Origin of the sequence: Xanthomonas campestris pv. badrii, assembly GCF_012848175.1 — a bacterium.
Classification (GTDB): domain Bacteria; phylum Pseudomonadota; class Gammaproteobacteria; order Xanthomonadales; family Xanthomonadaceae; genus Xanthomonas; species Xanthomonas campestris_C.
The window spans coordinates 1,429,251-1,443,223 of sequence record NZ_CP051651.1; the positions used below are offsets into that span (position 1 = coordinate 1,429,251).

A 13,973-nucleotide genomic window follows, 5' to 3' on the forward strand; every position below is an offset into this window, starting at 1 on the left:
ATTCCCGGCGCTTACAGACCGAACAACATCCGGCCCGGGTTTTCCAGCTGATTCTTGATGTCCACCAGGAACTGCACCGAATCCTTGCCGTCGATGATGCGGTGGTCGTAGGACAGCGCCAGGTACATCATCGGGGCGATCACGACCTGGCCGTTCTCGGCGATCGGACGCTCCTTGATCGCGTGCATGCCCAGGATGGCGCTCTGCGGCGGGTTGATGATCGGGGTCGACAGCAGCGAGCCGAAGGTGCCGCCGTTGGTGATGGTGAAGGTGCCGCCCTGCAGGTCGTCCAGGCCCAGCTTGCCGGCGCGCGCCTTGGCGGCGTAGTCGGCGATGCCCTGTTCGACGTCGGCGAACGACTGGCGCTCGACGTTGCGCAGCACCGGCGTGACCAGGCCCTTGTCGGTGGACACCGCGATCGAGATGTCGCTGTAGCCGTGATAGATGATGTCGTCGCCGTCGATCGAGGCGTTGACCAGCGGGAAGCGCTGCAGCGCGTTGGCGGCGGCCTTGACGAAGAAGCTCATGAAACCGAGCTTGATGCCGTGCGCCTTCTGGAACTCGTCCTGCAGTTCCTTGCGTGCGGCCGACACCTTGGCCAGGTTCACTTCGTTGAAGGTGGTCAGCATCGCGGTGGAGTTCTTGGACTCCATCAGACGCTTGGCGATGGTCTTGCGCACGCGGGTCATCGGCACGCGCTCTTCCGGGCGGGCGCCCGAGGCCTTGCCCACGCCGCCGGCCTTGGCGAAGTTGACGATGTCTTCCTTGGTCACCGCACCGCGACGGCCGGTGCCTTCGACCTGCGACGGATCCACGCCCTGGGTGATCGCGGAGAACCGCGCACCCGGGGGCAGGGCATCGGCAGCGGACTTGGACGCAGCAGCTGGCGCGGCGGCGGCGGCCGGTGCCGGAGCAGCGGCCGGCGCAGCAGCGGCAGGCGCCGGTGCGTCGGCCTTCCTCTCTTCGGCGGGCGCGGCAGCGGCCACGGCGCCTTCTTCGATGATCGCCAGGATCTGGTTGCTGGTGACCGTGCTGCCGGTGTCGAACTTGATTTCCTTCAATACGCCATCGACCGGCGAAGGAACTTCCAGCACGACCTTGTCGGTTTCCAGGTCGACCAGATTCTCGTCGCGCTTGACCGCTTCGCCGGCCTTCTTGTGCCAGCTGGCGATGGTGGCGTCGGAAACGGATTCGGGCAGTACCGGAACTTTGACTTCGGTGGCCATTCGGGGAGCGTCCTAGGGTTTTCGTTCTTTGGGGAAGAGGAGTTATTCAGCGACTTGGTCGTTGAACGGATTGAGCAGCGCATCGGCGACCAGCTTCTGCTGTTCGACGATGTGGTCGGCCATGTGGCCGGCGGCAGGCGAGGGCGAACGGGCACGGCCGGCGTAATGCAGGCTCTGACCGCCGGCCAGGCAGAAGTTCAGATGGTGGCGGATCTGGTACCACGCGCCCTGGTTCTGCGGTTCTTCCTGGCACCACACCACGTCGGTGGCATTGGCATAGCCCTTAAGCTCGGCCGCCAGCTGCGCACGCGGGAACGGATACAGCTGCTCGATGCGCACGATGGCGACATCGTCCTGGCCACGCTTGGTCTGGTCTTCGAGCAGGTCGTAATAGACCTTGCCCGAGCACAGCACCACACGCTTGACCTTGGCCGCGTCGGCCTTGGCATCCGGGATCAGGTGCTGGAACTGCCCGTCGGCCAGTTCCTCCAGGCTCGACACCGCCAGCTTGTGGCGCAGCAGCGACTTGGGCGTCATCACCACCAGCGGCTTGCGGGTGGTCATGCGCATCTGGCGGCGGATCATGTGGAAGCACTGCGCCGGGGTAGTCGGCACGCAGACCAGCATGTTCTCCAGCGCGCACAGCTGCAGGAAGCGCTCCAGGCGCGCGGAGCTATGCTCCGGGCCCTGGCCTTCGTAGCCGTGCGGCAGGAACAGCGACAGACCGGCGATGCGGCCCCACTTGGCTTCGCCGGCGGCGATGAACTGGTCGATCACCACCTGCGCGCCGTTGGCGAAGTCGCCGAACTGCGCTTCCCAGATGCACAGCGCATTCGGGTCGGTGGTGGAGTAACCGTATTCGAAGCCCATCACCGCTTCTTCGCTCAGCAGCGAGTCGATGACGGTGGCGTCTTCGGGGTTCTGCACCAGCTGGCGCAGCGGCAGGTAATAGTTGTCGGTCTTCTGGTCATGCAGGATGGCGTGACGGTGGAAGAACGTGCCGCGGCCGGCGTCCTGGCCGACCAGACGCAGCTTGTGACCTTCGGCCAGCAAGGTGGCGTAGGCCAGGTTCTCGGCGAAGCCCCAGTCGCCAAGCTGGTCGCCTGCCGCCATCTTGACGCGATCTTCGTAGATCTTCGCCACGCGGGCATGCAGCTCGACGCCCTCGGGGATGGTGGTGATCAGCTTGGCCAGGCGGTCCAGCTGCTCGCGCTTGACGCGGGTGTCCACCGGATCGGCGGCGGTGCCGACCAGATACCTGGACCAGTCGATGGCGAATTCGTCCGGCTTGCGCTTGGCCAGTTCGGTGGTGTATTCGCCCGAATCGAGCTTGTTGCGGTAGCCGTCCACCAGCGCCTTGGCCTCGTCGGCGCTCAGCACGCCGTCGCTTTCCAGCTTGGCGGCATACAGCTCGCGGGTGGTCTTGTGCTTGCGGATGGTCTGGTACATCACCGGCTGGGTCGCTGCCGGTTCGTCGGCCTCGTTATGGCCCCAACGGCGGTAGCAGACCAGGTCGATGACCACGTCCTTCTTGAACTGCTGGCGGAATTCGTAGGCCAGCTTGGACACGAACATCACCGCGTCCGGGTCGTCGCCGTTCACGTGGAAGACCGGTGCGCCGATCATCTTGGCCACGTCCGTGCAGTACAGCGTGGAGCGGGCATCGTCGCGGGTGCTGGTGGTGAAGCCGATCTGGTTGTTGACCACGATGTGCACGGTGCCGCCGACCGCGAAACCGCGCGCCTGCGACATCTGGAACAGTTCCATCACCACGCCCTGGCCTGCGAATGCGGCGTCGCCATGGATCAGGATCGGCAGCACGGCCTTGCGCTCGGCATCGCCGAAGCGCTCCTGGCGCGAACGCACGCTGCCGACCACGACCGGGTCGACGATTTCCAGGTGCGAGGGATTGAACGCCAGTGCCAGGTGCACCTGCTTGTCGCCGCCGACTGCGATATCGGCCGAGAAACCCATGTGGTACTTGACGTCGCCAGTGTGCGCGCGGTCGTCATGGGCATGCTCGAACTTGCCTTCGAATTCGTCGAACAGCTTGCGCGGGTTCTTGCCCAGCGTATTGACCAGCACGTTGAGACGGCCGCGGTGGGCCATGCCGATCACGATGTCCTTGACCTGGTCATTGCCGGACTGGCGAATGATCTCGTCCATCATCGGGATCAGCGAATCGCCGCCTTCCAGCGAGAAGCGCTTCTGGCCGACGTACTTGGTGTGCAGGTAGCGCTCCAGGCCTTCGGCGGCGGTGAGCCGCTCCAGGGTGCGCTTGCGGCTGGCCGCATCGCCGGCAATCTTGCCGCCGGCATCTTCCAGGCGACGGTAGATCCACTGGCGCTGGTCGAATTCCTGGATGTGCATGAATTCGGCGCCGATGGTGCTGGCGTAGGTCGCCTTCAGGCGCACCAGCAGGTCCTTCAGCTTCATGCGCGGCTGGCCACCGATGCCGCCGGTGCTGAACTCGCTGTCCAGATCGGCCGGGGACAGGCTATGGAACGGCAGGTCCAGATCGGGCGGATTGACCGGCGGGACCAGGCCCAGCGGGTCGAGCTGCGCGCCCAGGTGACCGCGCGCGCGGTAAGCGGTGATCAGGCGGCCGACGTTGCGCTCGCGCTCGTCGCTGGCCGCGGCGCCGGTTCCGGCATGGGCGGCCTGCCTGGAGGCAGAAAGAATGTGGGCGATGGCGGCCGAATGCGGCACATCACCGGCATCGCGACCCTTGAAGCCGTCGAAATAACTCCTCCACTTCGGATCGACACTGTCCGGGGCGACGAGGTACTGCTCGTACAGATCCTCGATGTAGGCGGCGTTGCCGCCGGCGAGCTGCGATGACTGCGCGAAGTGCTTTAGGAGATTATCCACGATGGTAAGTCGGGTCTGCTGTGGGGATGATTGTGCGGAAGCGGCAGGGCAGGATGCCGTGTCGGTCGGTCTCAAATCTCAAAAAATTATACCCCCTTGCGCTTGTGAGGGGGCGTATGCGAGCTGACCGGCGGGGTAGACCACTGACGCGCGCGCCTACGTGCGAAGGGCCTTGCGGCATCAGATGCCGAGCGCGCGCGGTTCGTTCCAAAGTGCGCTGCGCTCCCATATCTGCGCGAATTCGCGCTCCAGCTGGCGGCTGCGGGCCGCGCCGGACAGCCAGGTTTCGCCGTCGTCGTAGCGATGACCTGTTGGACGAAAGTAGTAGGCGTCGTCGCCGACCACGTAGGCTGACGCATAGCTGGTATCGACCGGGTCGCTGACCGCGCGGAACCGGAACACGCTGGGCAGGCGTTGCGCCAGGCGCAGCATCGCGCTGCTGCTGGCAGTGGCGCTGGCGGTGTCCTGCACCAGGACCTGAACCCGCTTGTCGTGGCGGGCGGTGGCGAAGCGGCGCAATGCGTCCAGCACCGCGGCGTTGTCGAACAGCGGTGGATCCAGTGCGCGGGTATAGATCAGTACCTGCCGGCGCGCGCTGCACAGCAGGCCGGTGGTGGCGGCCAGGGCGGCACCCAGGGTGTCCACTGCCATCGGGCCGTCGAGCCGGCGATGGACCGGCGTGCCGGGTGGATCGCCGGCATCGACGCTGCGGTCCGCTGACAGGTCCGCAGCGCCGTCGGGAAGAAACCCCTGGCGTGCGAAGAGCGCCTCGGCGCCTGCGGTGACGCGGGCCTGCAGGCGTGGCCAGCCACGCTGGGCGGCGTTGGCCACGGCGGCGGCGAGCAGCTGGTCGGACAGGCCGCGGCGGCGCCAGTCCGGCAGCAGGCCGAGCCGGTCGATGCGCCGGTCCGGGGTCAGCCGGACCGATGCGACCAGTTGGCCCTCCTCGGTCCGCGCGGCCAGGTGCAGGCTGAGCGGGTCCAGCGCGTCCCACTCGGTCTCGGCCGGATCGCCCGGGGCCGCGCTGCCCCAGGCCAGGCGCAGCGCACGCAGGGCAGCGGCGTCTTCAGCCAGGTCCAGCGACACGATCCGTGGCCTGCCATGCGGGCTCATGTGCGCGCAGAGCTGCCTTGGTCTTCGCCGCTGTGCGAGGCATCTTCTTCGCCGTCCTCGTCCTCGTCCTCGTCCTCGCCTTTGCCTTCGTCTTCGCCGAGGTCCGCTTCGACGGCATCGACGCGCTCCTCCGGGGTGTCCGCGTCGTCGGCGACCTCCTCCACATCCGCGTCGTGGTCGATGGCGTCGTCGGCGTCCACGCTATCGGCATGGTCATCTGCGTCGTGGTGACCGGCCGACACGCTCAGCGCAGCGGCCTGTGCGTCGTCGATGTCCTCGATGTCCTCGTGCGTGTCGTCATGGGCGCGCTGGTAATGGCCCTGGGCCAGCAGCTCCAGCACCACCTCGCGGCCGCGCGCCGACAGCTGCCCATAGAGCGTGCCATCGATCTGGTCGGCTGCCGCCAGGCGAGCGGCGTCCTTGGCCGAGAGCGCGAATTCCAGGCCGCTGCAGAACAGGGTGGCGCCGCGCTTGGCCCGCCGCCAGGCCAGCCGCGACCACGGGTGGCGATACAGCACCACGCCTTCGTCCAGTGCCTGTTCCACCGCCTCGCGCGGAATCGGCTCGCGTGCCGGCACCACGTCGCCGGAGGCGCGGTAGGTGGTCATGAAGCGGCCGAACCAGTCGCCCAGGCGATCGGGGTCGTTCATGCGCAGGGCATTGAGCGCGGCGACCACGCGGTTCATCGCGGTAACGTCGATTTCGTACGGATCGGCCGGTACCTTCAGGTCTTCGTCGTGATAGCGCACCGCCTCGTCGGCATCGGCGATCAGGGTGTCCAGGTAGTCGCCGATCAGCTCGGCCGATGAGGGCGCGCGGGTGCCGATGGAGAAGGTCAGGCAAGGATCTTCGGCCACGCCGTGGTGCGGCACCAGCGGCGGCAGGTACAGCATGTCGCCCGGGCCCAGCACCCAGTCGTGGGTGGGCTTGAAGTCGCGCAGCAGCTTGAGGTCGACATCGTCGCGGAACGCCTGCGGCGTGGGCTTGCGGCCCTGCGAGGCGCGTGCGTCGATCTGCCAGCGGCGGTGGCCTTGGCCCTGCAGCAGGAACACGTCGTAATGGTCGACATGCGCGCCGACCGAACCGCCGGTGGCGGCGAAGCTGATCATGATGTCGTCGATGCGCCAGCGCGGCAGGAAGCGGAAGTGCTCCAGCAGTGCGCGCACGTCGGCGTCCCACTTGTCCACGTCCTGCACCAGCAGGGTCCAGTCATGGTCGGGCAGGCCCGGGAAGTCGGTTTCCTGGAACGGGCCGGTGCGCACGTCCCAGCCGTCGGTGGCGCGGTCGTGGCTGATCAGGCGCGCCAGCACGCCATCCTCGCAGGCCAGCCCGGCCAGGTCTTCCGGCTGCAGCGGCGAGACGAAGTCGGCGAAGGCATTGCGGATCAGCAGCGGGTGCTTGTGCCAGTAATTGCGCAGGAAGCGCTCCACCGGCATGCCCAGCGGCTGGTCGCGGGTCGCGTGGATCTCAAAGGGCAGGGGCGCGCCTTTTCTGGCGGCGGTCTTCTTTGCGGCAGTTTTTTTCATTGCGTGACGGGTCCGACCGGGAAAGCCGGCGCGGTGCGTCCGGCGAAGTGGTCTATTGTCACCCAGCCCGCTGCGCAATGCCTACAGTGCCTGCCTGATGGGTGTTGCGGTCTCATGAAAAAGGAAGCAATACAACGCTGGTGCGGGTCCGGTTCATGCGCCGCCAATGCTCGATGTGGTCGAGTCCATGAGCGACGGATCCGTCGACAGCACGGCAGAAATGCCAATGGCGATCGCGGCGCCATGGCATCAGCGTGTTGCCGGTGCCGCGGTCTTGCAGGGCGGGTTTACTGGATGGATTGGACGGTATTGTCGTCGCCGGGAAACGCACATGTTTCACCCCGGGACCAAGACCAGAGTCTTGTTGCCCTGGCGCACCAGCGCACGACGCGCCGGTGCGCCCACCACTTTTTCGCAGTGCATCCTTGATCAGGTCGTTCTCGAACAGCTGGGGAAGAGCCGGACGTACTTGCGATGACTGTGTTGCAGAAACTAAATCTGGGCTGACTCCGTTGGCAAGCCGCCTCCCACGATCAGATGGCGCCTATTTCATAGCCTCAGCTTGATGCATGAGCATTTTTAAAATGCTTATGCATCAAGAAACGATCATTGGCAATGCGCGGACGATCGCTAGGCTTGGCAATGTGCCCGGAACATCTCCTGTCCTTCCTTGATCCGCGCCACCAGTTCATCGTTGGAGTAGCCGTCGAATTCGTTGACATCAGGGAACATGGATGGTGATAAACCCGCTGAAAGCAGCAGTTTGTTGAGTAGCAGGCAACCAAAAGTTCGTGCGTTGCCATCCTCGAACACATGCGCGCGCTCCAAGGTGGCGCACGTTTGTGCCACCACATGCAGGGCGGCCTCTGCGTCGGTAGCCCTTTTTATCTTGCGATAATGCGTTCGAAGCACTTCTTGCACCAGCTTCTTGATATTTTTGCGGCCTTGTCCCTTGCACGCCCAATAATCGCTGGCATTGCCACGCGCTACCTCATTCCAGTCGATCGGACGATTATCGAGGCTTCGAAACGCAGCCCAATCGGGGAACCGGGATTGGAACTCTTTGAGTTCGTCGATCCCGGCTGGACTCAGATTCTTGGAGGTAGAAAGCTCAAACCCGACCAGCTGGTCTCGATACCCATCCTGCAATGGCATCAGGTAAACCGGCACTTCATAGCCGGCTGCCAAGTCTGCGCTTTTGATCTTATCGTTGATATTGCTGCCAGGCGCGGTCAGGGCGGCAACTGCATTCACCGCTTCGTCGGAATCGACGTACGACGGCCAACTACGCATGAAGCTGCGCCTGAACACGCCATTGACAGCGATGTCGTGCAGATTCTCCAACCAAGTCGAATCGATTTCGCGCTTTTTACGGGACGAGGAATCGGTTTCAGAGTCGATGACGAATTTCAAGCCGCGCGACATGCCGCCCATGTAGCCGGGCTCGTTGTCGAATCGCATGCCGGATGCCGCGCCTTCATCATTCCAGTGCTCTTGCTCAATGCAAAATTTCCAGGTGTGTGCAACCGGGAAAGACTGAAAAGCCGGGTGTGCGCGCATCGCGCCGGCGAGATCGGCTTCTCCTTGCAGTTTTTCCCTGACCGCATAAAGTCCGAATTGCAGCACGTTTTTTAAATCTGCGTCCATATTGTTCGCTCCGTGTCCGCGACTAATAGCTTGTCGAAGCGTTTCTGCGACCTCGATCGGCGACAAGTTTTCCGCGTTTGAAATCGCGGCGATATCGTCGATCACATGGGTCAGCAAAGCGCCAAATTCAGGGCCGTCAAATAGATCTTTCATGGTCGAACGGCCGCTGTCTAGCTCCGCTTCGAGCTGTTGCAGATGTTGGGCAGCCTGGCCCTGCCAGAACCTGCTTGTCAAAGCGCCAGCTGATGTGCCGCCCGGAGAATTGAGAAAAGTCCTAAGCCTATCCAGCGATGCGCGGGGAGAGGTTCTGTTGGATGCGCGGCCAGATCGACTGAGCCCACTATCGGCGATCTCTTGCCTGGGGCGTTCCTGGGCTATCGAACCCCTATCTTCGTGGTGTTCAACAACATAGTTGTTCGCTCTGCCACTGGCACCCGTAACGTTGAAACACCCCATGGCTCAGTTCTCCGCTCAATGATGGTGGATCTGCATACAACACCGGCAGGAATCTCTGGCGGATCGGCGTTAAATCGCTGCCGTTTTCAAACACCGAGGCGCGACCAGGCGCGATCGATTATCGAGGTTGGCTGCCGCTGAAGGTCCAATGGCGTCTCGGCGTCGGCATGCGATCGCACTATCATTACTCAACAACGGCACGCACGAGTGAGAGCAGCCAAATGGTGCTTGAGTAATTTTCATTGTTTTATATATAAGATTACAGCATCAATCGTAGTAAACCACGATCATTCTCATCACCGGGAATGGTGAGCGAATGAGCGATGCCGGATCCGAAGTCGAAGGACACGGAGATGTGGGCGCATGACCCATGGCTGCAGTCTGCGATCTGGTTGAGATATGCGCCGTCTGTTGCCAGCGGCGCGATCAGGTCGGGACAGACTCGGGCGATGCCGTGGCGATGATTGCACGGGCGGCAATGCTCCAGCACCACATGGCGGCGCTGGGTACATCAGCAATCTTAATGAGCCCGGGCCGTGCCCCATCTGCGGCGAGCGCGGCAGGTGGATGCTGCTTGGGATCTGGGCAGGCTGGCGGACAACGCCCGTCCGGCGAACCGATTGGCCTTGCCGGCAGATCAGATGGCGCGCGCCATCTGCTCGGCCAGGCCGGTGTAGCCGCCCGGAGTGAGTGCGCGCAGGCGCTGCTTGTCGTCCTCCGGCAGCTGCAGGCTTTCCACGAAGGCCTGCATCGAGGCAGCGGTGATGCCCTGGCCGCGGGTCAGCGCCTTCAATTGCTCGTACGGATTGGGCAGGCCGTGGCGGCGCATCACCGTCTGTACGGCTTCGGCCAGCACTTCCCAGGCCGCGTCCAGGTCCGCGTCCAGGCGCTCCGGGTTGACGGTCAGCTTGCCCAGGCCCTTGGCCAGCGAATCCAGCGCCACCTGGGTGTGGCCGAACGCGGTGCCGAGCGCGCGCAGCACGGTGGAGTCGGTGAGGTCGCGCTGCCAGCGGCTGATCGGCAACTTGGCGGAAAAATGCTCGAACAAGGCATTGGCGATGCCGAAATTGCCTTCGGCATTCTCGAAGTCGATCGGGTTGACCTTGTGCGGCATGGTCGAGGATCCGACTTCGCCTTCCTTCAACTTCTGCTTGAAGTAGCCCAGCGAGATATAGCCCCAGATATCGCGCGCCAGATCGATCAGGATGGTGTTGGCGCGGCGGGCGGCATCGCCGATCTCGGCGAGGTTGTCGTGTGGCTCGATCTGGGTGGTGTAGGGGTTGAACACCAGGCCCAGGCTTTCGACGAACCGCTGCGCGAACGCCGCCCAGTCCAGCTGCGGGTACGACACCAGGTGCGCATTGTAGTTGCCGACCGCACCGTTGATCTTGCCGGTCAGTTCGACCGCGGCGATCTGCCTGCGCTGGCGTTCCAGGCGCGCCACCACGTTGGCGATTTCCTTGCCCAGCGTGGTGGGCGAGGCGGTCTGGCCATGGGTGCGCGAAAGCATGGGCTGGGCGGCCTGCGCATGCGCCAGGGCGCGCAGCGAGGCGACGATGCCGTCCAGCGTGGGCAGCAGCACCTCGCGGCGGGCCTGCTCCAGCATCAGGCCGTAGCTGAGGTTGTTGATGTCCTCGCTGGTGCAGGCGAAATGCACGAATTCCAGTGCCGGGCCCAATTCGGCGTCGTCGGCAAGCTGCTCCTTGATGAAGTATTCCACCGCCTTGACGTCATGGTTGGTGGTGCGCTCGATCTCCTTGACGCGGGCGGCATGGGTGACGCTGAAGCCGTCGGCCAGCGCACGCAGGCGCTGCGCGGCGCTGTCCGAAAACGGCGCCAGCTCGGCGATCCCCGGTTCGGCGGCCAGGGCCAGCAGCCACTCGATCTCGACCTTCACCCGCGCCTTGATCAGGCCGTATTCGGAGAAGATCGGGCGCAATGCATCCACCTTGGAGGCGTAGCGGCCGTCGAGCGGGGACAGGGCGAGCAGGGCGGAATCCGACATGGGCAGGGCACTGGGAAGCTGGCGGGGCCGATATTCTACGCCGCCCCGGCCCCGGCTTCGCCCACCGGCCGCACCGTCACCGCCTGGATGCGATGGCCGGCCATGCGCCGCACGGTCAGCGCGTGGCCGTCCAGTTCCAGGGTTTCGCCTTCTTCGGGCAGCCGCTGCAGCTGGTGCACGATCAGCCCGCCGACCGAATTGACATGGTCCGGCGCGCTCAGGTCCTGGCCGAGCAGACGCTCCAGGCGGAAGATCGAAGTGCTGCCGGCCACCAGCAGCGAGCCGTCCTGGCTGCGCACCGGGGCATCGCGCACCACGTGGCGGTGTTCGTCCTCGATCTCGCCAACCACCACTTCCAGCAGGTCTTCCAGGGTGAAGAAGCCCAGGATGCGGCCTTCGTCCTCCACGCACAGCGCCAGATGGGTGGTGCCGGTGCGGAATTGCTCCAGCGCATGGGGGATCGGCGTTTCCAGGGTCAGCAGGGTGGGCGGGCGCAGCAGCGGGCGCAGGTCGTCCAGGTCCTGGCCGCGTGCCATCGCCACCAGCAGGTCCTTGGTATGCAGGATGCCCAGCACCTGCTCGCCGTCGGTGTCGAACCAGGGGTAGCGGCTGTAGCGCGACTCGCTGAATTCGGCGAGCACCGTATCCAGGCGCATGCCCTCGCGCAGGCTGCGCATGTGCTCGCGCGGGCGCATCAGGTCGCCGGCCACCAGGTCCGGTAGCTCCAGTGCGTGGCTCATCAGGGTCAGCCCATGGTCGGGCGCGGGCGCATTCGGGTCCTGGCGCCCCACGATCAGCTTGAGTTCCTCGCGCGAGTAGCGGTGCGACTGATGTTCGACATCGCCCCAACCCAGCAGCCGCAACAGGCCGTTGGCGCTGGTGTTGAGCAGCCAGATCGCCGGGAACATGATCCAGTAGAAGACATACAGCGGCGCCGCGGTCCACAGCGAGATCCGCTCCGGGCGGCGGATCGCCATGGTCTTGGGCGCCAGTTCGCCCAGCACGATGTGCAGGAACGAGATCAGGCTGAAGGCGATCGCCAGCGCGGTGAACTGTGCCGCTTCCGGCGACAGGCCGAGCATGTCCAACAGCGGCTGCAGCAGATGCGCGAAGGCCGGTTCGCCCACCCAGCCCAGGCCGAGCGAGGCCAGGGTGATACCCAGCTGACAGGCCGACAGATACGCATCCAGGTGCGCATGCACGCCGAGCAACAACCGCCCGCGCCACCCATTGTTCTGTGCCAGGCCCGCCGCCTGGGTGTGCCGCAGTTTGACCAATGCAAACTCGGCGGCAACGAAGAATCCGTTCAACAGCACCAGCAGCAGCGCGACGAACAGCAGCAAGACGTTACCGAGCATGTCCGCCTCCGCAACGATCGACTGCAACGCCCGACTGCATCAGCGCGGACAGGGGCGAAACGATGGGGCGTACAGCGAAGAACGACACGCTCGGTGCGTTTCTACAGTCAGGGTCGTCGCCCATGGCGGCGTGGTACCTCGGATGGATGAACCGGCAGTCTAGCCCACGCGTGCGACGACACCGTCGCAACGTGCCTGGCGAGTATCGTAGAGGGCCTCGCCAGCGTGGGTGCGCCCGCGGCCAGTCATTGCGTCACCACAGATCACCGATTGCGGAGAGTGCAGATGAGCGAACGTTTCAGGACCGAACACGACAGCATGGGCGAGTTGCAGGTGCCCGCCGATGCGCTATGGGGCGCGCAGACCCAGCGCGCCGTACAGAATTTTCCGGTCTCCGGCCAGCCGATGCCGCGCGGTTTCATTCGCGCGCTGGGGCTGATCAAGGCGGCTGCGGCGAGCGTCAACGCCGACCTGGGGCTGTTGCCGAAGGCGATCGCCAGGACCGTGCAGGACGCGGCCTTGCAGGTGGCCGAAGGCGCGCACGACGCGCAGTTTCCGATCGATGTGTACCAGACCGGCTCGGGCACCTCGTCCAACATGAATGCCAACGAGGTCATCGCCACGCTGGCCACGCGGGCCGGCAAGACTCCGGTGCATCCCAACGATCACGTCAATCTGGGGCAGAGTTCCAACGACGTGGTGCCTACCGCGATCCGTGTCTGTGCCTTGCTTGCGGTGCAGGAACACCTGCAGCCGGCGCTGAAGCATCTGCGCAAGACCATCGACAAGCGCGCCAGGTCGCTGGACAAGATCGTCAAGACCGGCCGCACCCATCTGATGGATGCGATGCCGCTGACCTTCGGGCAGGAATTCGGCGCCTGGTCTGCGCAACTGCGCTCGGCGCAGGAGCGGATCGACGACGCGCTCAGGCGGCTGCGTCGCCTGCCGCTGGGCGGCACCGCGATCGGCACCGGCATCAATGCCGATCCGCGCTTCGGCGCGAAGGCGGCCAAGGCCTTGTCGACGTTGAGCGGAGCCAGGTTCGAAAGCGCGGAGAACAAGTTCGAAGGGCTTGCCGCGCAGGACGATGCGGTGGAGCTGTCCGGCCAGCTCAATGCGCTGGCCGTGGCGTTGATCAAGATCGCAAACGATTTGCGCTGGATGAATGCCGGGCCGCTGGCCGGGCTGGGCGAGATCGAGTTGCCGGCGCTTCAGCCGGGCAGCTCGATCATGCCGGGCAAGGTCAACCCGGTGATTCCCGAGGCCACCGTGATGGCCTGCGCCCAGGTAATTGGCCACCACACCGCGATTACCGTGGCCGGGCAGACCGGCAATTTCCAGTTGAACGTGACCCTGCCGCTGATTGCCTACAACCTGCTGGATTCAATCACGTTGCTGGGCAATGTGTCGCGGCTGCTTGCCGATAGCGCCATTGCCGGCCTGAAGGTGCGCCAGGAGCGCGTGCGCGAGGCGCTGGACCGCAATCCGATCCTGGTCACCGCGTTGAATCCCATCATCGGCTACGAAAAAGCGGCCGCTATCGCCAAGCGCGCCTACAAGGAGCAGCGCCCGGTGCTGGAGGTGGCCAGGCAGGACAGCGGACTGAGCGAAGCCGAATTGCGCCGGTTGCTGGACCCGGCCGCGCTGACCCGCGGCGGCATCCACGCCGGTGGCGGTGGCGGCGGCTGATCGCCGCCAGCCATGGGGGGGGGGCGCATGCGGTCTTGCCGTCGATGCGGCAAGACCGGTGGCGTGATGAGGCGGGGGGCAT

8 protein-coding genes are annotated in these 13,973 nt (G+C 64.9%); 1 reads left to right on the forward strand and 7 read right to left on the reverse strand.

Going from position 1 to position 13,973, the window contains the following annotated elements; translation table 11 throughout:
• Positions 1–11: 11 nt before the first annotated feature.
• The 7 genes from sucB to HG421_RS06070 all read right to left on the reverse strand — a co-directional run bounded on the left by sucB (position 12) and on the right by HG421_RS06070 (position 12,202).
• Positions 12–1,226: a dihydrolipoyllysine-residue succinyltransferase gene (sucB, locus tag HG421_RS06040; RefSeq protein ID WP_169705642.1), complete on the reverse strand. Its 1,215-nt coding sequence runs from the start codon at positions 1,224–1,226 to the stop codon at positions 12–14.
• Between the two features lie 42 nt (positions 1,227–1,268).
• Entirely contained in the window at positions 1,269–4,097 is a 2,829-nt protein-coding gene (locus HG421_RS06045; RefSeq protein WP_169705643.1) for a 2-oxoglutarate dehydrogenase E1 component, read from the reverse strand.
• A 180-nt stretch (positions 4,098–4,277) separates the two neighbouring features.
• Positions 4,278–5,210 carry a GNAT family N-acetyltransferase gene (locus HG421_RS06050; protein WP_169705644.1) on the reverse strand — a complete coding sequence of 311 codons (933 nt, stop codon included), beginning with the start codon at positions 5,208–5,210 and terminating at the stop codon, positions 4,278–4,280.
• Positions 5,207–6,736 (reverse strand): cupin domain-containing protein, encoded by a 1,530-nt coding sequence (locus HG421_RS06055; RefSeq protein ID WP_169705645.1) that lies wholly within the window; start codon positions 6,734–6,736, stop codon positions 5,207–5,209. Before HG421_RS06055 ends, HG421_RS06050 begins: the two co-directional genes overlap by 4 nt.
• Before the next feature lie 630 nt (positions 6,737–7,366).
• Complete coding sequence (locus tag HG421_RS06060; protein WP_169705646.1) at positions 7,367–8,536, reverse strand: hypothetical protein; 1,170 nt, start codon at positions 8,534–8,536, stop codon at positions 7,367–7,369.
• Positions 8,537–9,476: 940 nt separating this feature from the next.
• Positions 9,477–10,844: an adenylosuccinate lyase gene (purB, locus tag HG421_RS06065; RefSeq protein ID WP_169705647.1), complete on the reverse strand. Its 1,368-nt coding sequence runs from the start codon at positions 10,842–10,844 to the stop codon at positions 9,477–9,479.
• A gap of 35 nt (positions 10,845–10,879) precedes the next feature.
• Entirely contained in the window at positions 10,880–12,202 is a 1,323-nt protein-coding gene (locus tag HG421_RS06070; RefSeq protein WP_169705648.1) for a hemolysin family protein, read from the reverse strand.
• 285 nt (positions 12,203–12,487) lie between these two features.
• Here HG421_RS06070 and HG421_RS06075 point away from each other — a divergent pair, with 285 nt between their 5' ends.
• Positions 12,488–13,891 carry a class II fumarate hydratase gene (locus HG421_RS06075; RefSeq protein ID WP_169705649.1) on the forward strand — a complete coding sequence of 468 codons (1,404 nt, stop codon included), beginning with the start codon at positions 12,488–12,490 and terminating at the stop codon, positions 13,889–13,891.
• The last annotated feature ends 82 nt before the right edge of the window (positions 13,892–13,973 follow it).

Coding starts and splice junctions, on each gene's coding strand:
- sucB (WP_169705642.1), bottom strand. CDS start 1,226: ATGGCCACCGAAGTCAAAGTTCCGGTACTGCCCGAATCCGTTTCCGAC.
- HG421_RS06050 (WP_169705644.1), bottom strand. CDS start 5,210: ATGAGCCCGCATGGCAGGCCACGGATCGTGTCGCTGGACCTGGCTGAA.
- HG421_RS06055 (WP_169705645.1), bottom strand. CDS start 6,736: ATGAAAAAAACTGCCGCAAAGAAGACCGCCGCCAGAAAAGGCGCGCCC.
- HG421_RS06060 (WP_169705646.1), bottom strand. CDS start 8,536: ATGAAAGATCTATTTGACGGCCCTGAATTTGGCGCTTTGCTGACCCAT.
- purB (WP_169705647.1), bottom strand. CDS start 10,844: ATGTCGGATTCCGCCCTGCTCGCCCTGTCCCCGCTCGACGGCCGCTAC.
- HG421_RS06070 (WP_169705648.1), bottom strand. CDS start 12,202: ATGCTCGGTAACGTCTTGCTGCTGTTCGTCGCGCTGCTGCTGGTGCTG.
- HG421_RS06075 (WP_169705649.1), top strand. CDS start 12,488: ATGAGCGAACGTTTCAGGACCGAACACGACAGCATGGGCGAGTTGCAG.